This is a genomic window from Streptomyces sp. NPDC048442 (genome assembly GCF_040651475.1).
Taxonomy (GTDB): Bacteria; Actinomycetota; Actinomycetes; order Streptomycetales; family Streptomycetaceae; genus Streptomyces.
Genome location: NZ_JBEZKB010000002.1, coordinates 41,638 through 62,661 on the forward strand (window position 1 = coordinate 41,638; position 21,024 = coordinate 62,661).

At 71.0% G+C, this 21,024-nt stretch carries 20 protein-coding genes; 4 read left to right on the forward strand and 16 right to left on the reverse strand.

Features of this window, described 5'->3' with window-relative positions:
• Positions 1 to 110: 110 nt before the first annotated feature.
• On the reverse strand, positions 111 to 1,712 hold the full coding sequence (locus AB0D18_RS03900; RefSeq protein WP_362412309.1) for an ABC transporter permease: 1,602 nt from the start codon (positions 1,710 to 1,712) through the stop codon (positions 111 to 113).
• Positions 1,709 to 2,620: an ABC transporter ATP-binding protein gene (locus tag AB0D18_RS03905; RefSeq protein WP_362412312.1), complete on the reverse strand. Its 912-nt coding sequence runs from the start codon at positions 2,618 to 2,620 to the stop codon at positions 1,709 to 1,711. Before AB0D18_RS03905 ends, AB0D18_RS03900 begins: the two co-directional genes overlap by 4 nt.
• A gap of 92 nt (positions 2,621 to 2,712) precedes the next feature.
• Here AB0D18_RS03905 and AB0D18_RS03910 point away from each other — a divergent pair, with 92 nt between their 5' ends.
• On the forward strand, positions 2,713 to 3,243 hold the full coding sequence (locus AB0D18_RS03910) for a MarR family transcriptional regulator (RefSeq protein WP_362412315.1): 531 nt from the start codon (positions 2,713 to 2,715) through the stop codon (positions 3,241 to 3,243).
• A gap of 56 nt (positions 3,244 to 3,299) precedes the next feature.
• Here AB0D18_RS03910 and AB0D18_RS03915 read toward each other — a convergent pair whose 3' ends face one another.
• The gene (locus tag AB0D18_RS03915; RefSeq protein WP_362413409.1) at positions 3,300 to 4,139 is read right to left on the reverse strand and encodes a diacylglycerol kinase family protein; all 840 of its coding nucleotides are present in this window, start codon (positions 4,137 to 4,139) and stop codon (positions 3,300 to 3,302) included.
• Between the two features lie 210 nt (positions 4,140 to 4,349).
• Between AB0D18_RS03915 and AB0D18_RS03920 the strand changes: the two genes are divergently transcribed.
• Entirely contained in the window at positions 4,350 to 5,633 is a 1,284-nt protein-coding gene (locus tag AB0D18_RS03920; RefSeq protein WP_362412318.1) for an adenylosuccinate synthase, read from the forward strand.
• An 87-nt stretch (positions 5,634 to 5,720) separates the two neighbouring features.
• On the opposite strand, the gene AB0D18_RS03925 is transcribed toward AB0D18_RS03920, so the two are convergent.
• Entirely contained in the window at positions 5,721 to 6,332 is a 612-nt protein-coding gene (locus AB0D18_RS03925) for a Uma2 family endonuclease (RefSeq protein WP_362412321.1), read from the reverse strand.
• Positions 6,333 to 6,580: 248 nt separating this feature from the next.
• Between AB0D18_RS03925 and AB0D18_RS03930 the strand changes: the two genes are divergently transcribed.
• Complete coding sequence (locus AB0D18_RS03930; RefSeq protein ID WP_362412324.1) at positions 6,581 to 7,948, forward strand: lipase family protein; 1,368 nt, start codon at positions 6,581 to 6,583, stop codon at positions 7,946 to 7,948.
• A 124-nt stretch (positions 7,949 to 8,072) separates the two neighbouring features.
• Positions 8,073 to 8,738 carry a M15 family metallopeptidase gene (locus tag AB0D18_RS03935; RefSeq protein ID WP_362412327.1) on the forward strand — a complete coding sequence of 222 codons (666 nt, stop codon included), beginning with the start codon at positions 8,073 to 8,075 and terminating at the stop codon, positions 8,736 to 8,738.
• A 64-nt stretch (positions 8,739 to 8,802) separates the two neighbouring features.
• Here AB0D18_RS03935 and AB0D18_RS03940 read toward each other — a convergent pair whose 3' ends face one another.
• From AB0D18_RS03940 to pyrE, 12 genes are all read right to left on the reverse strand, one after another.
• Positions 8,803 to 9,303, reverse strand: coding sequence for a tetratricopeptide repeat protein (locus tag AB0D18_RS03940; protein ID WP_362412330.1), 501 nt, complete (start codon positions 9,301 to 9,303; stop codon positions 8,803 to 8,805).
• 28 nt (positions 9,304 to 9,331) lie between these two features.
• Positions 9,332 to 9,928: a Uma2 family endonuclease gene (locus AB0D18_RS03945; RefSeq protein WP_362412333.1), complete on the reverse strand. Its 597-nt coding sequence runs from the start codon at positions 9,926 to 9,928 to the stop codon at positions 9,332 to 9,334.
• Between the two features lie 94 nt (positions 9,929 to 10,022).
• Positions 10,023 to 10,712, reverse strand: a complete 690-nt coding sequence (locus AB0D18_RS03950) for a response regulator transcription factor (RefSeq protein ID WP_362412336.1) — start codon at positions 10,710 to 10,712, stop codon at positions 10,023 to 10,025.
• Positions 10,709 to 12,118 carry a histidine kinase gene (locus tag AB0D18_RS03955; RefSeq protein ID WP_362412339.1) on the reverse strand — a complete coding sequence of 470 codons (1,410 nt, stop codon included), beginning with the start codon at positions 12,116 to 12,118 and terminating at the stop codon, positions 10,709 to 10,711. Before AB0D18_RS03955 ends, AB0D18_RS03950 begins: the two co-directional genes overlap by 4 nt.
• Positions 12,119 to 12,235: 117 nt before the next feature.
• The gene (locus AB0D18_RS03960) at positions 12,236 to 13,117 is read right to left on the reverse strand and encodes an alpha/beta hydrolase (RefSeq protein WP_362412342.1); all 882 of its coding nucleotides are present in this window, start codon (positions 13,115 to 13,117) and stop codon (positions 12,236 to 12,238) included.
• 140 nt (positions 13,118 to 13,257) lie between these two features.
• Entirely contained in the window at positions 13,258 to 14,439 is a 1,182-nt protein-coding gene (kynU, locus tag AB0D18_RS03965) for a kynureninase (protein WP_362412345.1), read from the reverse strand.
• Positions 14,440 to 14,515: 76 nt separating this feature from the next.
• Positions 14,516 to 15,373: a tryptophan 2,3-dioxygenase family protein gene (locus AB0D18_RS03970; RefSeq protein ID WP_362412348.1), complete on the reverse strand. Its 858-nt coding sequence runs from the start codon at positions 15,371 to 15,373 to the stop codon at positions 14,516 to 14,518.
• A 181-nt stretch (positions 15,374 to 15,554) separates the two neighbouring features.
• Positions 15,555 to 16,301, reverse strand: a complete 747-nt coding sequence (locus AB0D18_RS03975; protein ID WP_362412351.1) for a DUF3152 domain-containing protein — start codon at positions 16,299 to 16,301, stop codon at positions 15,555 to 15,557.
• Positions 16,302 to 16,946: 645 nt separating this feature from the next.
• A complete protein-coding gene (locus tag AB0D18_RS03980) occupies positions 16,947 to 17,360 on the reverse strand; it encodes a DUF3151 domain-containing protein (RefSeq protein ID WP_362412354.1) in 414 nt (137 codons plus the stop codon).
• An 80-nt stretch (positions 17,361 to 17,440) separates the two neighbouring features.
• The gene (locus AB0D18_RS03985) at positions 17,441 to 18,928 is read right to left on the reverse strand and encodes a DHA2 family efflux MFS transporter permease subunit (protein ID WP_362412357.1); all 1,488 of its coding nucleotides are present in this window, start codon (positions 18,926 to 18,928) and stop codon (positions 17,441 to 17,443) included.
• Positions 18,929 to 19,220: 292 nt separating this feature from the next.
• Positions 19,221 to 20,243, reverse strand: coding sequence for a class II fructose-bisphosphate aldolase (fbaA, locus tag AB0D18_RS03990; protein WP_362412360.1), 1,023 nt, complete (start codon positions 20,241 to 20,243; stop codon positions 19,221 to 19,223).
• A gap of 231 nt (positions 20,244 to 20,474) precedes the next feature.
• Complete coding sequence (pyrE, locus tag AB0D18_RS03995; protein WP_362412363.1) at positions 20,475 to 21,014, reverse strand: orotate phosphoribosyltransferase; 540 nt, start codon at positions 21,012 to 21,014, stop codon at positions 20,475 to 20,477.
• Positions 21,015 to 21,024: the final 10 nt, after the last annotated feature.

Here is a 21,024-nt window from a genome sequence, read left to right on the forward strand (position 1 = left end):
CCTGCTCGGTAACTGGTCCCCTGCCGAGCCGGAGTGTGGCTGGGCGGGCGGCGGGGCGGGCGTAGGCACACCGTGCCCCACCCGCCCCGCTGCCCGCCCAAGGGCCCAGCTCAGCCCACGTCCCTGCGGCGCAGGCCGGCCAGGCCCCCGCACACCAGCGCCAGCGCGATCGCCGTCAGCAGCAGGACCGGTGTCCACGCCATCTCCGCCCCCGGCATCTTCGGCAAGTGGCTGAAGGGCGAGAGGTTCATGACCGCGTGCGGGAGGTTCAGGGCGGGGCCGATCCAGCCGAGGGCCAGGCACAGGCCGGCCACCGCCCAACTGGCCGCCGCCGCACGGGGGAAGGCCCCGTACAGCAGGACCGTCACACCGCCCAGCACCCAGATGGCGGGGAGTTGGACGAGGGCCGCGCCAAGCACCGGGCCGAAGTCCTGGCCGTAGCCGAGGGCCAGGGCGAGGCCGCCGACGACCATCAGCAGGGCCGTGCCGCCGAAGGCGATCACCAGGTGGCCGGCCGCCCAGCGGAGCCGGCCCACCGCGCCCGCGAGGACGGGTTCGGCGCGCTGGGAGGTTTCCTCGCCGTGGAGACGCAGGACGGAGGAGACGACGTACAGGGCGGCGACCATGCCCAGCATGGAGACCATCGCCGCCAGGAAGGCCTCGCTCAGGCCCTGCTGACCTCCCATCCGCTGGAAGATCTCCTTGGTCTGCGCGTTGCCGCCGACCAGGTCGCCCACCCCGGCGGTCATGCCGCCGAAGAGGACCCCGGCCGCCAGGAAGCCGAGCGTCCAGCCCAGCACGTTGCCGCGCTGGAGCCGCCAGGCGAGCCCGTAAGCCGAGGTGAGGCGTCCGGCGGCGGGACCCGGGCGGGTGGCCAGGAAGCTCATCCCGACGTCGCGCCGCCCGGAGAGGACGCGGGCCGCCGCCATCAGGGCGAGCGCGGCGCCGGTCAGGATCAGGAGCAGCCACCAGCGCTCGCCGGCGTACGGGCGGACGTTCTCCGCCCAGCCGAGCGGGGAGATCCAGTTGAGGACGGACGAGGCGTCGGTGGTGCCCGCGTCGCCCGCTGCCCGCAGTGCGAAGGCCGTGCCGAGCACCGCCGCCGTCAGGCCCTTCGCCAGCCTGGCGCTCTCGGTGAGCTGCGCCATGACGGCCGCCGTGCCCGCGAAGAACGCCCCGCTCGCCGCGATCGCAAGCCCCAGCGCGAGCGCACCCGCCGCGTCCCCGGTGGACGACGCGAGCGCGCCGGTCACGAGGAGCGCGACCGCCGCGTTGGCGATCAGCGCGGCGATCAGCGCCGCGGTGAGGGAGGCGTGCCGCCCGACCCGCGCCGCCGAGATCAGCTCCTGCCGCCCGGTCTCCTCTTCCTCCCGGGTGTGCCGTACGACGACGACCAGGCTCATCGCCCCGGCGAGCAGCGCCGCGAACACCCCGAACCGCCAGGCCACAAGACCGCCCACCGACGGGTCGAAGACCGGCCCGTACAGCGCGCGCAGCGAACCGCTGGAGGCCATCGATACGGCTGCGTTCGCCCGTTCCTCGGGGGTGTCGTACAGGGACTTGATGGTGTTGGCACCGCTGCTGACCATCAGGCCCAGCGCCAGCACCCACACCGGCATGACCACCCGATCCCGGCGCACCGCCAGCCTCAACAGGGCGCCGGTACCGGTGAGTTGACGACCACCGGCCGAACCGGCTGCAATCGCACTCATCGCGCCGCCACCTCCTCCTCGCGGTCGTCGCTGTAGTGCCGCAGGAACAGCTCCTCCAGCGTCGGCGGCGTGCTCGTGAGCGAGCGCACCCCCGACGCGACGAGCGAGCCGAGCACCGCGTCCAGCTTGTCGGTGTCGACCTGGAGACGGATCCGGTTGCCCTGCACGTCAACGTCGTGCACGCCGGGCAGCGAGGCCACCCCGTTCGGCGCGGACGCCAGCTCGGCCGTGATCGAGGTACGGGTGAGGTGGCGCAGCTGGGCCAGCGAGCCGGTCTCCACCGTCCGCCCCTGCCGGATGATGCTCACCCGGTCGCAGAGCGCCTCCACCTCGCTGAGGATGTGCGAGGACAGCAGTACGGTGCGCCCGGCGTCGCGCGCCTCCTCCACGCACCGCTGGAAGACCGACTCCATCAGCGGGTCGAGGCCGCTGGTCGGCTCGTCGAGGATCAGCAGGTCGACGTCGCGGGCCGCGAAGGCCGCCACGAGTGCCACCTTCTGCCGGTTGCCCTTGGAGTACGTGCGTCCCTTCTTGGTCGGGTCCAGCTCGAACCGCTCCACGAGCTCCGCCCGCCGCGCCGGATCGAGGCCGCCCCGCAGCCTGCCGTACAGATCGATGACCTCGCCCCCGGAGAGGTTCCGCCACAGGGTCACGTCGCCCGGCACGTACGCGATCCGCCGGTGCAGCTCGACCGCGTCCTGCCACGGGTCCCCTTCCAGCAGGCGTACGTCGCCGGAGTCGGCGCGCAGCAGGCCGAGGAGGACCCGGACGGTGGTGGACTTGCCGGACCCGTTGGGCCCGAGGAAGCCGTGAACCTCGCCGGACCTGACATCCAGGTCGAGGCCGTCCAGTGCATGCGTGCGGCCGAACGACTTGTGCAGTCCGGCCACGCTGATTGCCTTGGTCATGGTTCTGAAAGTACGCTCACTTCACAAAGTTGTGAAGTTAAGAAAGCGTATAAACTCCGGTGCACGGCCGAGCATGGGGAGACGATGAACCAGTGACCAGCGAGAACGCCACCAAAACCAACAACACGAACGGCGTCGGCGAGGCCGTGGTCTCCCGGTTCGTCGAGCGCTTCGCCTCGGAGCTGACCGAGGCGGGCATGCAGCGAATGGCCTCCCGGGTCTTCGCCGCCCTCCTGGCATCCGACAAGGGCGCGCTCAGCTCCACCGAACTGGCCGAACAGCTACGGATCAGCCCCGCCGCCGTATCCGGCGCGGTCCGCTACCTCACGCACGTCAGCATGATCCGCCGAGAACGCGAGCCCGGCACCCGCCGCGACCTCTACCGCCTGCACGACGAACTCTGGTACGAAACCTTCGGCCGCCGCGACCAGGTCATGGTCCGCTGGGAGGCCGTCCTCCTGGAGGGCGCCGAAAGCCTCGGCCCCGACACCCCGGCGGGCCGCCGCATCGCGGAGTCGGCGGACTTCTTCGCCTTCGTACAGAAGGAGATCCCCCTGATGATGGACCGCTGGCGGGCACACCGGGACGGGCAGGCGGCGGAGTCCGGGGAAACCGGGAAGTAGCGACCGCCGAGGAACGGGCCGCCGACGCGGGCGAACACCAGCGTGCCGGGGTCCCCTCATCCCACCGGCACCACCAGCCCCCAAGCCCCCTCCCGCACCGTCCACGTGCGGGTCCGTACCGGGCCGCCGACCGTCGCGTCCGCGCGGTAGCGGAAGTCGGGGCCGGAGACCGTGACGGTGCGGGCCCTGGCGGTCACCGGGGGGCCGTCGGCCGCGGCCCGGTCCACCACCACCTCCGCGAATCCGCCGCCCCCGGAACGTACCGACACTCCTTCCACCGGCTCGTCCAGATCGCTGAGCAGCACGCCGTCCGCCTCCACCCGCAGCCGGTACGTCCGCAGGGCGGGTCCGGGGGGCGGGCGTACCAGCGTCCGTACGAGCGAGCAGCAGGCGGACCAGGACGCCGACCACGACGCCGACCACACGGAAGGGCCCGCGCCCCCGGTGTGCGGGGGCGCGGTCACCGGGACGGATGCCGGGGCGAGTGCGGGGGCGGGGACCAGGACCTCGCCCAGCACCACCCCGTCCCGGTCGTCGACCAGCAGATCCAGCTGCCGGATCGTTCCGTCCAGAACCGCGCGGGCCGCCGCGACCGTGCCCGCCGGCACCCCCAGTGACCTGGCCAAAGACACCTCCGCCCCGACCGGGATCAGTGCCAGCGGGCCCCGCTGGGACGGCTCCCGCTCACGGTGCAGCAGGCCCACCGCACGTACCAGCGCGAGGTCGTCGCCGATCACCACGGGCCTGCGTCGGCCCCGGCGGGCAAGGGCCCGCGCGAACTCCTCGGCACTGTCGGGAAGACAAATTTTGGCGCGCGCCCCGGCACACAGCACATCCTTCGCGATACGCACGGACTCGCCGTCCATGCGCCGGGCGACCGGGTCGATGACCACCATGAGCTGGTCGGGATCCGACACCTCGGTCCTTCCTCGGGTAGCATCTTTGTGCAAGAGCCCCTTGCGCTATTGCGCCAGGGGCTTCGTCTATTCCGGGGCAGCGGTTCAGCGGTCAAGGCACGTGAGGCACGCATCGACACAGTCGTCGGCGCATGTCGTCGCGTACGCCCCTGACCTTGGACATGCCCCGCCCGGAAGGGGTGTACGCCTGTGCCCGCACTTGTGCTGCTCGGTGCTCAGTGGGGTGACGAAGGCAAGGGAAAGGCCACCGACCTGCTCGGTGGATCCGTCGATTATGTAGTGCGCTACCAGGGCGGCAACAACGCCGGCCACACGGTCGTCGTAGGCGACCAGAAGTACGCGCTGCATCTTCTCCCTTCCGGAATCCTCTCTCCTGAGTGCACGCCGGTCATCGGAAACGGTGTCGTCGTCGATCCCGCCGTACTGCTCTCCGAGCTGAGTGGTCTCAACGACCGCGGCGTCGACACGTCCAAGCTTCTGATCAGCGGAAACGCGCACCTGATCACGCCGTACAACGTCACCGTCGACAAGGTGACGGAACGGTTCCTCGGCAAGCGGAAGATCGGTACGACCGGTCGCGGCATCGGCCCGACCTACGCCGACAAGATCAACCGCACCGGCATCCGCGTTCAGGACCTCTACGACGAGTCGATCCTCATCCAGAAGGTCGAAGCGGCGCTGGAGACCAAGAACCAGCTGCTCACCAAGCTGTACAACCGCCGTGCCATCGAGGCCGGGAAGATCGTCGAGGAGATGCTCCAGTACGCGGAGCAGATCAAGCCCTTCGTCACGGACACCACCCTCGTCCTCAACAAGGCGCTGGACGACAACAAGGTGGTCCTCTTCGAGGGCGGCCAGGGCACCCTGCTCGACGTCGACCACGGCACGTACCCCTTCGTCACCTCCTCGAACCCGACCGCGGGCGGCGCCTGCACGGGTGCGGGCGTGGGCCCGACGAAGATCAGCCGCGTCATCGGCATCCTGAAGGCCTACACGACCCGTGTCGGCGCGGGCCCGTTCCCGACCGAGCTGTTCGACGAGGACGGCGAGGCGCTGCGCCGCATCGGTGGCGAGCGCGGTGTCACCACCGGCCGTGACCGCCGCTGCGGCTGGTTCGACGCCCCGATCGCCCGCTACGCGACCCGCGTGAACGGCCTGACGGACTTCTTCCTCACCAAGCTGGACGTGCTGACCGGCTGGGAGGAGATCCCCGTCTGCGTCGCGTACGAGATCGACGGCAAGCGCGTCGAGGAGCTCCCGTACTCGCAGACCGACTTCCACCACGCGAAGCCGATCTACGAGAAGCTCCCCGGCTGGTCCGAGGACATCACCAAGGCCAAGACCTTCGCCGACCTGCCGAAGAACGCGCAGGCGTACGTGAAGGCCCTGGAAGAGATGTCAGGCGCCCCGATCTCCGCCATCGGCGTCGGCCCCGGCCGCACCGAGACGATCGAGATCAACTCCTTCATCTAGGAGCCAGGTCGCCCATAGCCGAAGGGGCGTCCGGGGCATCGCTGCCCCGGACGCCCCTTCGGCGTTTTCGTTTCCGTATTTCCGCGCTCAGGACTCTTCGTCGTCGGGTGCGGTGAAACCGGCGGTGTCCAGCTCGCAGTCGAAGGGCTCGGGGAGGCGCACCTTCTCGCCGAACGGGACCGTGATGGTGGCGGCGTACCCCCGCACGGTCGGCGAGGAGAAGACCGTCGCCAGCTCTTCCTGCATGTCGAGCAGGAGGTACACCGGCACGCCCGCCCTGCCGTACTCCCGCACCTTGTCGGTGCAGTCGTTCTCCCGGGTGGAGGGGGAGGTCAGCTCGGCGACGAAGGAGAGGGATTCGCCGTCGAGACAGTTGCTGGTGGTACCTCGCGCCCTCCGGTGAGCTGCGTGGATGTCAGGGCCATAGGCACGCTCGACGCTGGGAAATGTGTACAGCGCCGGAGCCTGACTGATGCGGTGCCCTTCCGGCAGATGGCTGCGGAGCTGATCACAGATCACATCCATGACGTCCAGGTAGTAGCCCTTTGACCACGGTGACACGACGATGCTCCCCCTGATGATTTCGGCGCTGAAGCCGTCCGGCACGTGCAGCTCGTCAAGGGTTTCGAGCAGTCCCTTGAAGCCGGGGGAGGTGGTGGTGCCGTCTGTGACGATCGGTCGTTCCTGCATCAGAGTCATGATGCGCCTCCTTCGCGATCTGAGCCAGTGGATACGGAGCGTAGTGGCATATGCGCGTACGTGAGGGGCGCCCCAGCCACCCGGTCGCGATCCATCAAGAGCGGTCGATCGTGGGCGTATCCGCTCAGAACTCCGGCCCTGTCACTCCCTCGCTTGTGAGAACTCTGGTCAACTCGCTTACCAATTGGTAACTTTCGGCGCTGTTACCGCTAGGTAACACCCCCCACCCCCATGAATCCGAGGGAACCATGCACCGCATCGCATCGGGGAAGTTGGCAACTGCTGCCGTCACTGTTCTGGCCGTCACGGCTGTTCCCATGGCCACGGCTTCGGCCGCTCCTTCCGTCACACCTTCCGTCACCCCTTCGGCCTCGTCGGCCGTCGCGGCGAAGGACTCGTTCTACCTCTACGACGGCAGCAAGCCCCTGGCCTCGTACGCGCCGGGCGACGTGCTGAAGACACGGACGCTGAATTACCACGTCCTCGGCCTCGCGACGCCGGTCAAGGCCACCCAACTGCTGTTCCGCACGGTCGACGCGCAGGGCCGCCCGTCCGCCGGGGTGACCTCGGTCGTGCGCAGTCCGAACGGCGACAGCAGCAAGGCCGTGTCGTACCAGTCGTTCTACGATTCCCTCGATCCCGAGCACGGGCCCTCGCGGGCGATCGCCGGTGACGTCTCCCTCGGCGGCGCGATCGCCAACGGCGAGTCGCTCCTCCTGGCCCCCCTGCTGCTGGCGGGCTACAACGTCGTCGTCCCGGACACCGAGGGGCAGACCGCCAACTTCGCGGCCGGGCCCGAGTACGGGACGAACACGCTGGACTCGATCCGGGCCGCGAGCAAGGCCCCGGAGACCGGGCTGAACTCCGCCACCCGGTTCGGGCTCGCCGGGTACTCCGGCGGGGCCATCGCCACCCACTGGGCCGCTGTCCTCGCGCCGAGCTACGCGCCGGACGTCAACAAGAGACTGGTGGGCTACGCCGAGGGCGGGCTGCTGGTGAACCCGTCCCACAACCTCAAGTACATCAGCGGCAGTTCGATCTGGGCGGGCGTCGCACCGATGGCCGTCATCGGGGCCGCCCGCGCGTACGACATCGACTTCACGCCCTACCTGAACAGTTACGGGGCCGAGGTCTTCAAGAAGCTCCAGAAGGCGTCGATCGCCAACGCGCTGGGCCAGTACCCGGGGCTGACCTGGAAGAAGCTGGTCAAGCCGCAGTACGCGGACCCGAACTCGGTGGCCCCCTTCGTCGAGGCCGTGAACAAGCTCAACCTCGGTTCGGCCGCCACCCCGCAGATCCCCGGGTACATCGCGCAGGGCAACGGAGGCGTCTTCGAGGGGACCCTCAGCAACCTCCCGGGCATCGGGCGAGGCGACGGGGTGATGGTCGCCGGGGACGTGCGGGGGCTGGCACGCCAGTACTGCGACAAGGGCAACGCGGCGATCAAGTACCAGCAGTTCGAGCTGCTGAGCCACGTCGGGGCCGCCGTGCCGTGGGCGCCGACCGCCCTGGGCTGGCTGAACGACCGGTTCGCGGGCAAGAAGGCGCCGTCGGACTGCGGCCGCATCCCGGCGGGCAACTCGCTGGAGCCGGAAGTGCCGACCGCAGGGTCCTGAGGGGCGGCCGCGCCCGGAGCGGGGCGGGGCAGGGCAGGGCGGGGCGGTGGCTCATTCGCCGCGCCGCCTGCTCCAGTACCCGTACGTCAGGGCCGGCAGCAGTGGCGTACGAGATCATCGTCCGATGACTGCTGAGATCGTGCTGATGGCCGACCCGAGGATTGCCGCCATACCGGTGGAGGAGTGCGGCGAGCCGCTGGTGGACGTACGGAGGAGTGGGATCCGGACGGGCAAGGAGCGGCTCGACGAGGCGGGGGCGTACGCACACCTGAGGGAGGGCGTGGTCCAACGCCTGCTCCACGCACAGGAGTTGCTGCCGGACGGCCTGCGGCTCGCGATGGTGGAGGGGTACCGGCCGTTGGAGCTCCAGCGGGAGTACTTCGAGGAGTACGAGGCGCGGCTGCGGCACCTGAACCCCGGCTGGAGCGCGGCGGAGCTGCGCAGTGCGGCGAGCCGCTACGTATCACCGCCGGAGATCGCGCCGCACAGTGCGGGCGGAGCGGTGGACCTGACGCTCGCGGACGAGGACGGCCGCGAACTGGACATGGGCACACCGATGAACGCGAGCCCGGAGGAGAGCGCCGGAGCCTGCTACACCGACGGGCCGGGAGTCAGCCCGCAGGGCCGGGCGAACCGGGCAGTCCTGGGAGCGGCACTGACGGCCGCGGGGCTGGTCAACTACCCGACGGAGTGGTGGCACTGGTCGTACGGGGACAGGTACTGGGCGCTGCGGACCGGGGCCGGGACAGCGGTGTACGGGCCGCGTCGGCTCGGGCCGTCCGGCGCTTGAGGAACGCACCCCGTCAGGGGCGCGGCGAGCGGTTGAGGCGGAGGGGCGGGGAGGGGCGGCGGGCTCACACGGTTTCTGTGAGGTCCTTCGCATAGTGGTTGATCGCTGCCCGGTACTGCCGTACCCCCGCGTCCTCGCTGCTCTCCGTGAGCAGGTGGAGCAGGAGCTGCATCCCCTCGTGGGCCTCGCCCACGTTGTAGAGGGCCATCGCGAGGAAGGTCCGCAGGGCGCCGTCGGCGGGGAATTCTTCCGTCCCGGACCGCAGGGTGCGTACCGCTTCCTCGTACCGGCCGAGGATCCGGTACGTACTGCCGAGTCCCAGTAGTGCACCCCGGCGGTCGGCAGGCGAAAGTTCTCCGGCCAGTGCCGCCTCGTAGAAGGGCACCGCCTCCGCCTCCAGGCCGAGCCGATCGTGCGCCCACGCCGTCTGGTAGGCGATCTCCGCGTCCTCGGGGAAGCGCTCCCCCAGCACGAGCAGGCGCTGGCGGGCCTCCTCCGTACGGTCCGCCGTGCGCAGGGCGACGGCTTCGGCGAGGAGGGAGTCGCGGTCGTGGTGAGTGGTCATGGGGGCATGATCGCAAGGAAGCGAACGGTCAGCGGACGTAATCCTTGAGTTCCTCGGTATCCAGTTCGATGCCCACGGGCTCCGGAATCGTGATCCGCACGCCGAAAGCCACGCTGTGGGCATCCGCGTACTTGCCGCGTTCCTGGTCGGGCTTGCTGAACACGGTGACCTCGCAGCTGTCCCGGTCGATGAGCACGTACACCGGAATGCCCGCAGCGGCATAGGCAGGCGGTTTCTCCACCCGGTCCCGGTGGTCGGTGTCCGAGTCGTACGAGGTCACCTCGACCACCATCAAGGCGCCTGCGGGATCCGCCCACTCGCCCTGGCCCGCAAATGTCTTCCGAGGTGCAAGGACTCCGTCCGGCCTGGCCCGGCCCTTGCGATAGGCCTCCACCTTGAGTCCCTGGTCGGAGCCGAACAAGGCCCACCCTGGCCGATGCTGCATACAAATCGCCCGAAGCCATTCGACGATTGCGTTGTGATCCCCGTCCGGCACTTTCTTTTCCCTGGTCCGTCCGTCGATGAACTCGAACCTGACGGCGTCGGAAGCCGCGGCGGCCACTCGGGCCACCTCTTCGAACTCCTCAACCGTCATGCCGGACGTGCGCTCTGCCATGACCGTCATGATGCGCTCCCTTCCTGGCGAGCACCAGTGTGGATGAGCCGACACGCGTACGGCGGCCCTTGTCCTGTCGTTCGCCCGAACGGGTGATCTCCCCCTACCCCGGCCTCACCAGCCGCGCCTCGTACGCGAAGACCGCCGCCTGGGTGCGGTCCCGTAGGCCCAGTTTGACCAGGATCCGGCTCACGTGGGTTTTGATCGTGGACTCGGCGACGACCAGGCGGGAGGCGATCTCGCCGTTGGAGAGGCCGTGGGCGATGAGGACGAGGACCTCGGTCTCGCGGTCGGTGAGGTCGCCGATCTGGGCGAGGCTCGCGGGCTGCCGGGCGCCCGGTTCGGTGATCTTGGAGAACTCGGCGATCAGGCGCTTGGTGACGGCGGGGGCGAGCAGCGCGTCGCCGCCCGCCACCACCCGTACGCCTTCGGCGAGTTGGCGGGCGGACGCGTCCTTGAGGAGGAAGCCGGACGCTCCGGCGCGCAGGGCCTGGTAGACGTACTCGTCGAGGTCGAAGGTGGTCAGGACGAGCACCTTGGCGTCCGCGTTCGCGGCGACGATCGCGCGGGTCGCCTCGATGCCGTTCAGCTCGGGCATCCGGATGTCCATCAGGACGACGTCCGGGTGCAGGGCCGCGACCTGGGCGATCGCCTGGCGTCCGTCGACCGCCTCGCCGACGACCTCGATGTCGGGCATCGCGTTGAGCAGGACGGAGAAGCCCTCGCGGACCATCATCTGGTCGTCGACGATCAGTACGCGGATGGGGGAAACCACCGCAGCCGTCGTCTTCATGCGGTGGCCTTCCGGGGCTGCGGGGCCGCGTCCTCGACGGCCGGGGCCTGTACCGGCACCGCGTCCCGTACGGTCTCCGGCGAGGTCACGGTGTTCGTGCCGGTCACGGGCTCCGCCGCCGCCACCGGCACGAACACCGTCACCTCGAAGCCCCCCTCCGCCGTCGGCTCCGCCGTCATCTCGCCGGCCAGCATGGCGACCCGCTCCCGCATCCCGGTCACCCCGTGGCCCGCGCCCGGCGACGGCGGGGCGTCGGCCGTCCCCGGGGCGTTCACCACCCGCAGGCCGAGGCCGCCCAGGACGTAACTGACCTCGACGCGGGCGGACGCCCCCGGTGCGTGCCGCAGCACATTGCTCAGCGCCTCCTGCACGATCCGGTACGCGGACAGCTCGACGCCCTGCGGGAGTTCGCGGACCGCGCCGGTGGTGGTCTGTTCGACGTCCAGGCCCGTGTCGCGGACGTTGGCGAGGAGTCGGGTGAGGTCGGCCAGGCGGGGCTGCGGGGCGTCGGGGGCCTCGTAGTCCGATGCCCGTACGACGCCCAGGACGCGGCGGAGTTCGGTGAGGGCGGCCACCGCGTTCTCGCGGATCGTGGCGAAGGCCTGCTCCAGTTCCGGCGGCGGGTTCTCCACCCGGTAGGGGGCGGCCTCCGCCTGGATGGCGACCACCGACATGTGGTGCGCGACGACGTCGTGCAGCTCGCGGGCGATGGTGGTGCGCTCTTCGAGGAGGGTGCGCCGGTCGCGTTCCACGGCGGTGACGGTCTTCTGGGCGACGACCTCGCGCTGACCCAGCCTGCGGACGTGGACGAGACAGACCACCAGGAGGAGGAAGGCGGCGCCGGTCAGCAGGCCCGGAGCGTTGTTGAACGTCTCGTGGTCGTTCGGCAGCACCTCCGCCAGCACGCTGTACACGACGGAGAGCGCCCACATCCAGGCCGCGGTCCGCGGGCGGGTCCTGGCCGCGACCACCACGAGGACCGCCAGGTGCGCCACGATCATTCCCGACGGCCAGGGCCAGGCGTCGACGAAGCCTTCGAGGCCACCGGTCACCAGTGCCATCAGCATCGACAGCCAGAAGGCGCCGACCGGACGCACGAGGGTCAGCAGCACCGGCACGGCGGTGAGGAGGCCCATCACCATGGCCGTGACCAAGTCGTGTCCCCCCACCCCCACGTGGGCGACGCCCCCCGCCAGCAGCGCGAGCCCCACGACGACCGCGTGCACGATCCACACCGCCCCGGCCCGTATCCGGGCGGGCAGCCGGGCCAGCAGCGGCGCGTCCGGGTTCAGGGGCGGCAGCAGCCGGTACGCGAACGGGGCGCGCAGCAGGTCCTCGCGCAGCCCGCCCAGCGCACGCGCCGCCAGGTGGAATTCAGGGCTTCGACTACGGGTCGTCTTGGTCACGTTTCCCAAGGTAGGCGCCCGGACGGGGCAGGTCGTCAATCCGTACGCCGACCTTTCCCGTCCGTCCCAAGTACTACGCGGCCCCTGCCCGGGTCCGGCGGGAAGGGGCCGCGGGACTCAGTAGGCGAGCTGCGCGATCTCCTCCGCGACTACCGCGCACGCGTCCGCCGCCGGATCGATCAGCGGGAAGTGCCCCACGTCTTCGAGCAGCGTCAGCCCGACGACCTCGCCCGCCCTGGCCGCCGCGTCCGCGAACGCCTCCGACACCTCCTGCGGGACCGTCGTGTCGGTGCGGCCCTGCACGACGGCCGTGGCGATGCCGGTGGGGAGGAGCGCGGCCGGATCCGCGTACGGCTGCCGCTCCTCGTACAGCCCTTCCCCGCCGAGGAGTTGGGTGACGGCGCCGCCGCACACCCCCGCCCGTACCGCCGACGCGAAGTCCGCGATCGGGGCGAGCGCGACCACTCCCCGCAGCGGCGGCGGCGAGGACAGGCGCCACGGCGAGCCCTCCGGGAGCACGTGCCGGGCGGCTGCCCACAGCGCCAGGTGCCCGCCGGCCGAGTGCCCGGTCAGGACGGTGCGCCGGACGTCCGCCTCGGGCAGCGCCTCCTTCGCCAGGTGCGGCAGCGCGTCGAGGGCCGCCGCCACGTCGTCGAAGGTCTCCGGCCAGCGGCCGGCCAGCGGTCCGTTCGCGTCCTGGTGCGGCAGCGAACTCCCGCGCCGGTACTCGACGTTGGCGACCGCGAAACCGCGCCTGGCGAGGAAGTCGGCGAACGGGGTGATGTGCTGGCGGTCGTACGGCGCCCGCCACGCCCCGCCGTGCAGAACCACCACCAGCGGCGCGGACCCGCCGCCGGTGCCACGAGGCGCATAGAAGTCGATCACCTGGTCGGGATGGTCCCCGTACGGAGCACTGGCGTCCGGTGCGACGGCGGGGAGCGTCGGCGGCTCGTCGAGCGGGAGCTCGGACGGCTCGTCCGGCAGGGGGACGCTCGGCATGACGGCTTCAACCTCCGGGCACTGGCGGGACGTTCGTACACCCTTGTCGATCATTAAGCGCGGACGCTACCAGGCACTTTGCACAGGCGTGGCCACGCCGGAAACCGTTCCCTCCGACGTGGCCACCCTCCGTGTACGGCCTACAGCACCTCGGTGAGCACCCGTGCCGCCCGCTCCACGTCACCGAATCCGACGTACAGCGGAGTGAAGCCGAACCGCAGCACGTCCGGGTGACGGAAGTCCCCGACCACGCCCCGCGCGATCAGCGCCCGCATCACGTCGCCCGCGTCGTCGCAGCGGAGTGCGATCTGACTGCCGCGTTCGGCGTGCGCGAGGGGCGTCACGACCTCCACGCGGCCTTCCGGTGCGTAGGCCCGTACGCACTCCACGAAGAAGTCCGTGAGGGCCAGCGACTTCGCTCGTACGGAGTCGACGCCGACGCCGTCCCAGACACCGAGCGCCGTTTCGAGCGCCAGCATCGAGAGGATGTCGGGGGTGCCGACCCGGCCGCGTGCGGCGCCGTCGGCGGGGGTGTAGTCCGGGGTCATCCCGAACGGGTTCGCGTGCCCGGTCCAGCCCGGCAGCGGCGAGTCGAAGCGGTCCTGGTGGCGGGCGGCGACGTACAGGTAGGCGGGCGAACCGGGGCCGCCGTTCAGGTACTTGTACGTGCAGCCGATCGCCAGGTCCACGCCGTGCGCGTCGAGCCCGACCGGGAGCGCGCCCGCGCTGTGGCACAGGTCCCAGACGGCGAGCGCGCCCGCGTCGTGGATCGCCGCAGTCAGACCCGGCAAGTCGTGCAGGCGGCCGGACCGGTAGTCGACGTGGTTGAGGAGCACGGCGGCGGTACGGGGCCCGAGGGCGCCCGGCACCTTCTCCGGGCGGACCGGGCGCAGGGTGCGGCCGGTCATCCGGGCCGCGGACTCGGCGATGTAGCCGTCGGTGGGGAAGGTCGTCGCGTCGACGAGGACCTCGTCGCGCTCGTCGTCCGCCAGCCGTACGGCCCCCACCAGCGCCTTGAAGACATTGACGCTGGTCGAGTCGCCGACCACGATCTGCCCGGCCGCAGCGCCGACGAGCGGGGCGATGCGGTCGCCGATCCGCTCGGGCGCGGTCCACCAGCCGCTCTCGTCCCAGGAGCGGATCAGCAGTTCGCCCCACTCCCTGGCCATCACGTCCTGGACGCGGCCGGGGACGGCGCGGGGCAGTGCACCGAGGGAGTTCCCGTCGAGGTAGACGACGCCCTCGGGGAGGGCGAACAGCTCGCGGAACTTGGCGAGTTCGTCGGCGGCGTCGAGGGCGGCGGCCTGTTTCACGTGAAACATGACCGCTTCGGACGCGGGGGTCTTCGGCGCGGTCCCGTTCTCTGGCGCGGTCTCTGCCGCTGTCCCGGAAGGTGTCTCAGACATGGCTGCGCGCCGTCCACAGCTCGGGGAAGACGTTCTTCTGGGCGCGCTTCTCCAGCCACGCCACTCCGGCGGAGCCGCCGGTGCCGACCTTGGAGCCCATCGCGCGGCGCGTCGCCACCAGGTGATCGTTGCGCCAGCGCCAGACGAGCTCGCCGACCTCGGTCAACGCCTCGCCGAGCACGACGAGTTCGGACCGCCCGGTGCCGACCTCCTCGGACCCGTACACCTTCGCCCAGACGGCCTCGACCTCGGGCGACGGTACGTACTTCTTCGAGAGGTCGCGGTCCAGGACCTCCTGCGGCACGGGCAGCCCGCGCCGGGCCAGGAGCCTCAACACCTCGTCGTAAAGGCTGGGTTGGTGCAGCGCCTTCTCCAGCTCGGCGTGCACACGGGGCGCTCCCCGGTGCGGCACGAGCATCGAGGCGGCCTTGTCGCCGAGCAGGAACTCCATCCGCCGGTACATCGCCGACTGGAACCCGGAGCCCTCGCCGAGTGCGCTGCGGTACGAGTTGAACTGGGCTGGGGTGAGGTTGGAAAGCGGCTTCCAGGAGGCGTTCAGGGCCTCCAGCTCGCGGGTGGAACGCTTCAGGGCTTCCAGCGCGACGGGTATCCGCTCCTCGCGCAGCGCGGTCGCCGCGGTCTCCCACTCGTGGACGATGACCGTGAACCACAGCTCCATGACCTGGGTGGTGACCAGGAAGACCATCTCGCCGGGATCGTCGGAGAGGGGGTGCTGGAGGTGGGTGAGGACGTCCGCCTGGACGTAGTCCTCGTAGGGCGTGGTGCCTGCGAAATCGAGGTTCGGGGTCTCCGAACCTTCGGTTCCGGGCGCCTCGGGGGTGTGCGTCATCGCATGCTCCTAGACACGAACTTCCAGGTAGCGGTCCGCCCCTCCCTAGAAGGATTCTCGGGCCCCGGTCCCCTGCTGGGCATCATAGGCCGGAGGGTGACGGGCCGCGCCTCAGAGGGTGGGACGGCGGGGTCCCCACAGCGCGGGGCGGGGGGGATTCTCACAGAGCGGGGCGGGATTCTCACAGAGCGGGGCCGGTCAGATACGCCCCGTTCGCGGCGTAGGGCCAGGCATTGGAACGGCAGCCCTCCAGGCCCTTGATCTGCTGCATCATCACGGGCGCCGGCCGGCCCGCACCGGGGCAGCCGAGGTGGCCGAGGCCGAGGGCGTGGCCCAGCTCGTGGTTGATGATCAGGTGCCGGTACTCGGCGGGCGGGCCCTTGAACTGCGGAGAGCCCTGCACCCAGCGGCGCAGGTTCACCACGACTCCCTTGCCGGTCTCGCAGTTGAGCTCGCCACCCGTGTCCAGACCCGCTTCTCCGCAGAGGCGGTCGGCGGTGTCGGGGGTGGCGATCCGGATAACGATGTCGGCGTGGCCCGCGACGAGCTGGAACTGTCCCCTGCCGTGGCCGGCCCACCCGCGCGGGTGGGCCACGATCGCCTGGATCTCGGCGGCGGCCTGGTCCGGGGAGATCCCGCTGCCGTTCTCGACCTGCACCTGATAGCGGCGCAGGGTACTGCCGCTACCGACGGGCCGGCCGGAGACGCGGGCGGTGGAAAAGGTGCCGGACCCGGCCTTGGGAACACCGGATCCGGTCGCCCGCTCCCGGCTGGGCGGGTCGGAGGAAACCTCACCGGGAGCACCGCCCGAGGCCCCGGCACTCTCCCCGCCCGGTCTCTCGTCCGCAGCCCACGGGGTGCTCGGCTTGCCGGCACCGCGCTGCCAGGCGGCAACCCCGAGCCCACCACCGCCGACGACTGCGACCACTACGACCAGCCAGACGAGAAACCGCCCACGCCGGGTAAGCCGGGCACGCCGCAAACGACCACTGCTACGACTCCTGCCACTACGACTGCGGCGGTCGGGCCGGGCATACTCCCGACGATCGTCGCGCTGGCCCACGGCAGAGCCCTCCCCTGGTCTGCGTTCCCGGCGGGTGGGGGGAGCGGGGCGAGGTTGCCCCGAATGCCGGTAACGATCATCGCTACGGTCCGCCGATCGTACAGGCGTCCTAACGGGAAGCGACTGGGAAGCGGGAGGGGGCGCGTGTCGCCCACCCCACCCCGCCGCACCCCACCCCACCGGGGGCCGGGTGGGGTGCGGGTCGCCGGGAGTACGAGGGCGCGGTGCGCAGGGCGCCGGGAGTGCGGGGCGCGTGCCGCCGCCGGTGGCACCCGGGGCAGGACGCCTGGATGCGGTCCCGGGGTGCATGGCACCGGGCGCGGGTCGCAGGGCAGGTGTGTGGGGCGCGGAGGGGCAGGCCTCGGGGGGCCCGTCGTCGCGAGGTTCGGGTCGGGACTCAGGTGTGCGGGGCACCCCGGGGTGTCGGGCACCCCGGCGCGCCGCTGCCCCCGCGGCCTGGGGCTGATTGTTTTCCACAGGCTGTGGGGACAGCGGGTCGTACGGGGTGGGTCAGCCCAGCGTGTCCGCGGCCAGGGCGGAGGAGTCGCGCAGGAAGGTCGAGCAGCGGTCGTACTCCTCCTCCTCGCCGATCGACTGCGCGGCACGGGCCAGCGCGTGCAGGGCGCGCAGGAAGCCGCGGTTCGGCTCGTGCTCCCACGGCACCGGGCCGTGACCCTTCCAGCCGGCCCGGCGCAGCGAGTCCAGGCCGCGGTGGTAGCCGGTGCGCGCGTACGCGTACGACTCGACGACGCCGCCCTTCTCGAAGGCGTCGTCGGCGAGCTGCGCCCACGCCAGCGAGGACGCGGGGTACTTCGCGGCGACGTCGGCCGGAGCCGTACCGGACGCGAGCAGCTCGCGGGGCTCCGGGTCGTCGGGCAGGTGGGTCGGGGGCGGTCCCCCGAGAAGATCCTGGTGAATAGCCATGCCCCTAGTCTGCCTGCCCGCGGGGGCGGTTCGGGCACTGTCGGGCGGTGCACATCAGGTGACACCTCAGGTGACGCGCATCAGGCGGTGCGGTCCCAGCTGTCCGGTTCCAGTGGCGGGGCGGCGACCGAGCAGTTCGTACGGCACTGCGGCACGTGCGCGTCGGGGCCCGGGTTCCGTACGGTGCACAGGGCGATCAGCGCGCCCAGCACCAGCACCCCCGCACACATCGGCATGGCCCGGTCGAAGGTGGCGCCGAACTCCGCCGCCGAGCGGTACGCGTCCGGCCCCATGCCCGCGAGCAGCGGCAGCGCGGCCACCGCGACGAGACCGGCGGCGCGGGCGGCGGCGTTGTTGATGCCGGACGCGAGCCCGGCCCGCCCGGTGTCGACCGAGGCCAGCACGGTGGCGGTGAGCGGCGCGACCAGCGTCACCATCCCCATGCCCATCACCACGATCGCCGGCAGGACGTCCGTCACGTACGAGGACCCCGCCCCGACCCGCAGCATCAGCAGCATCCCCGCCGCGCACAACAGCGGCCCCACGGTCAGCGGGGCGCGCGGCCCGATGCGCTGGGCAAGCGCTCCGGAACGGGCGGACAGGAACAGCATCAGCACGGTCGTCGGCAGCATCGCCGTGCCCGCCTGGAGCGCCGAATAGCCCACCACCACCTGCAGTTGCAGCGCGGTCAGGAAGAAGAACCCGCTGAACGCCGCGTACACGCACAGCGTCACGACGTTGATCGCGGTGAACTGCCGCGAGGCGAAGAGCGTGAGCGGCATCATCGGATCCGCCCGGGTCCGCTCCACGTACAAGAACGCCCCCGCCACGAGCACCCCGCCGACCGCGCACCCGAGCACGACGGCCGACGCGCCGCGCTCCGGCGCCTCGATCAGGGCGTACGTCACCAGTCCCAGCGCGACGGCCGCGAGTACGGCCCCCAGCACGTCGAACCGGCCGTGCGCCTGCGGATTCCTCGACTCCGGTACATGCCGGAGCGCGACCGGCACACAGAGCGCGGCCAGCGGCACGTTGATCAGGAACGCCCACCGCCACCCCGGTCCGTCCACCAGCCAGCCGCCGAGGAACGGTCCGACGGCGGCCCCGATGCCGCCGAGACCCGACCACAGCCCCACCGCCCGGGCACGGTCGTCGGGGTGGAACGAGGCCTGGATCAGCGCGAGGGAGCCGGGGGTGAGGAGGGCTCCGCCGATGCCCTGGAGAGCGCGGGCGGCGACGAGTACGGTCGCGTCGGGCGCGAGCCCGCAGAGGAGGGACGCGACGGCGAACCACACGACCCCGACGACGAACACCTTGCGGCGGCCGTAGCGGTCGCCGAGTGCACCGCCGAGCAGGATCAGCCCGGCGAGGGTGAGCATGTAGGCGTTGACGGTCCACTGGAGGCCGGCGAGGTCGGCCCCGAGGTCCTTGCCGATCCTCGGCAGGGCGACGTTCACCACGGTGGAGTCGAGCATTGCCATGCTGGATCCGAGGACGGTGGTGAGGAGTACCCAGCGGCCGGGCGCGCTGCCGACGCGCAGGGCGCTGGGACGCTTGGTTTCGGCCATAGGGGGATCGTCGCCGCACACCGGCCGAAAGGCCATCCCGCGCGGGCGATCGGGACGGGCCGGCAGGCCAAGGGGCAGTCTTTTAGGGGCGCGGGGAACTGCGCGACCAGCCACAACGCACCCGCACGACGACCACCGCCCCGCGACCAGCCACAACGCACCCGCACGACGCCCCCCGCCCCGCGCCATCCACGCACCCGCACACCGCCCCGCCCAACGCCCCGCACGCAGAGCGGGCCCAGCACCCCCGTAAGAACCAGGTGTGCCGGGCCCGCCGAAGCGAAAAGCCGGACTACTTCAGCCGCGTGCCCGTGGAACGGAGCGCCGCACAGGCCTCCGTGACCCGCGCCGCCATGCCCGCCTCCGCCGCCTTGCCCCACGTCCGCGGGTCGTACTTCGACTTCGTACCGACCTCGCCGTCGACCTTCAGCACCGCGTCGTAGTTGCGGAACATGTGGTCCACGACCGGACGCGTGAAGGCGTACTGCGTGTCCGTGTCGAGGTTCATCTTCACGACGCCGTTCTCCAGCGCGGTGGCGATCTCCTCGGCCGTCGAGCCCGACCCGCCGTGGAAGACGAAGTCGAACGGCGACGCCTTGCCGTACTTCGAGCCGACGCCCTCCTGCAGGTCCTTCAGCAGCTCGGGACGGAGCACGACGTTGCCCGGCTTGTACACACCGTGCACGTTGCCGAACGAGGCGGCCAGCAGGTAGCGGCCCTTCTCGCCCAGGCCCAGCGCCTCAGCGGTACGCAGCGCGTCGTCGACGGTCGTGTACAGCTCGTCGTTGATCTCGTGCGAGACGCCGTCTTCCTCGCCACCCGTCGGGGTGATCTCGACCTCAAGGATGATCTTGGCGGCGGCGGCCTTGGCCAGCAGCTCCTGGCCGATGGCCAGGTTGTCGGCCAGCGTCTCGGCCGAGCCGTCCCACATGTGGGACTGGAAGAGCGGGTTCAGACCACGCGCGACGCGCTCGGCGGAGACGTCGAGCAGCGGGCGGACGTAGCCGTCCAGCTTGTCCTTGGGGCAGTGGTCCGTGTGCAGCGCGACCGTGATGTCGTACTTCGCGGCGACGATGTGTGCGAACTCGGCCAGGGCGACCGCACCGGTCACCATGTCCTTGTTGTGCTGGCCACCCAGGAACTCCGCACCACCGGTGGAGATCTGGATGATGCCGTCGCTCTCGGCCTCGGCGAAGCCACGGAGCGCGGCGTGCAGAGTCTGGGACGAGGTCACGTTGATCGCCGGGTAGGCGAACTTCTCCGCCTTCGCCCGGTCGAGCATCTGGGCGTAGACCTCGGGGGTTGCGATGGGCATCTGTCCGCTCCTTGGGATATGCGGGTGTGCGTGCTGGTCCCTGACCTGGGGGCGACGTCATCGTCGCGGCCCATCTTTCCAGACTCTCCACGGGACTCCACCCGGCGGACGCCTGTTCCCCGCGCCCCGGAATGCACAAAGGTCGGCGTGTTTCACGTGAAACACGCCGACCTCGGACAAACCCCCAGGTCACAGCCCTACAGCCGCAGGGCCTTGACCTGGGTCACCACTTCAGGCGAGATCCAGGTCCGCCAGCTGGTAGCCGGTGAGGTAGGGCACGCCCGCGTCCGCGATGGCCTGCGACGCGCCCCGGTCGACGATCGTGGCGACCGCGACGACCTCGCCGCCCGCCTCGCGGACCGCCTCGACGGCGGTCAGCGGCGAGCCGCCGGTGGTCGAGGTGTCCTCGACGACCAGGCAGCGACGGCCCTTGACCTCGGTGCCCTCGATACGGCGCTGCATGCCGTGCGCCTTCTGCGCCTTGCGCACGACGAAGGCGTCGAGGCGCTGCCCGCGCGCGGCGGAGGCGTGCAGCATCGAGGTGGCGACCGGGTCGGCGCCCAGGGTCAGACCGCCGACGCAGTCGAAGTCGAGGTCCGCCGTCAGGTCGAGCATGACCTGCCCCACCAGCGGCGCCGCCTCCCCGTCCAGGGTGATCCGGCGCAGGTCGATGTAGTAGTCGGCCTCCAGACCCGAGGAGAGGGTCACCTTGCCGTGCACCACGGCCTTGTCCTTGATCTGCTGGAGCAGATCGGCGCGTACGTCAGTCATGGTGACGAGC

What these genes read in the sequence shown, in the direction of transcription:
- kynU (WP_362412345.1), bottom strand. Translation starts at nt 14,439, where the DNA reads ATGTTTCACGTGAAACAGGCCGCCGCCCTCGACGCCGCCGACGAACTC.
- AB0D18_RS03905 (WP_362412312.1), bottom strand. Translation starts at nt 2,620, where the DNA reads ATGACCAAGGCAATCAGCGTGGCCGGACTGCACAAGTCGTTCGGCCGC.
- AB0D18_RS03950 (WP_362412336.1), bottom strand. Translation starts at nt 10,712, where the DNA reads ATGAAGACGACGGCTGCGGTGGTTTCCCCCATCCGCGTACTGATCGTC.
- AB0D18_RS03960 (WP_362412342.1), bottom strand. Translation starts at nt 13,117, where the DNA reads ATGCCGAGCGTCCCCCTGCCGGACGAGCCGTCCGAGCTCCCGCTCGAC.
- fbaA (WP_362412360.1), bottom strand. Translation starts at nt 20,243, where the DNA reads ATGCCCATCGCAACCCCCGAGGTCTACGCCCAGATGCTCGACCGGGCG.
- AB0D18_RS03970 (WP_362412348.1), bottom strand. Translation starts at nt 15,373, where the DNA reads ATGACGCACACCCCCGAGGCGCCCGGAACCGAAGGTTCGGAGACCCCG.
- AB0D18_RS03980 (WP_362412354.1), bottom strand. Translation starts at nt 17,360, where the DNA reads ATGGCTATTCACCAGGATCTTCTCGGGGGACCGCCCCCGACCCACCTG.
- AB0D18_RS03935 (WP_362412327.1), top strand. Translation starts at nt 8,073, where the DNA reads ATGACTGCTGAGATCGTGCTGATGGCCGACCCGAGGATTGCCGCCATA.
- AB0D18_RS03915 (WP_362413409.1), bottom strand. Translation starts at nt 4,139, where the DNA reads ATGGTGGTCATCGACCCGGTCGCCCGGCGCATGGACGGCGAGTCCGTG.
- AB0D18_RS03945 (WP_362412333.1), bottom strand. Translation starts at nt 9,928, where the DNA reads ATGACGGTCATGGCAGAGCGCACGTCCGGCATGACGGTTGAGGAGTTC.
- AB0D18_RS03985 (WP_362412357.1), bottom strand. Translation starts at nt 18,928, where the DNA reads ATGGCCGAAACCAAGCGTCCCAGCGCCCTGCGCGTCGGCAGCGCGCCC.
- AB0D18_RS03900 (WP_362412309.1), bottom strand. Translation starts at nt 1,712, where the DNA reads ATGAGTGCGATTGCAGCCGGTTCGGCCGGTGGTCGTCAACTCACCGGT.
- AB0D18_RS03925 (WP_362412321.1), bottom strand. Translation starts at nt 6,332, where the DNA reads ATGACTCTGATGCAGGAACGACCGATCGTCACAGACGGCACCACCACC.
- AB0D18_RS03940 (WP_362412330.1), bottom strand. Translation starts at nt 9,303, where the DNA reads ATGACCACTCACCACGACCGCGACTCCCTCCTCGCCGAAGCCGTCGCC.
- pyrE (WP_362412363.1), bottom strand. Translation starts at nt 21,014, where the DNA reads ATGACTGACGTACGCGCCGATCTGCTCCAGCAGATCAAGGACAAGGCC.
- AB0D18_RS03930 (WP_362412324.1), top strand. Translation starts at nt 6,581, where the DNA reads ATGCACCGCATCGCATCGGGGAAGTTGGCAACTGCTGCCGTCACTGTT.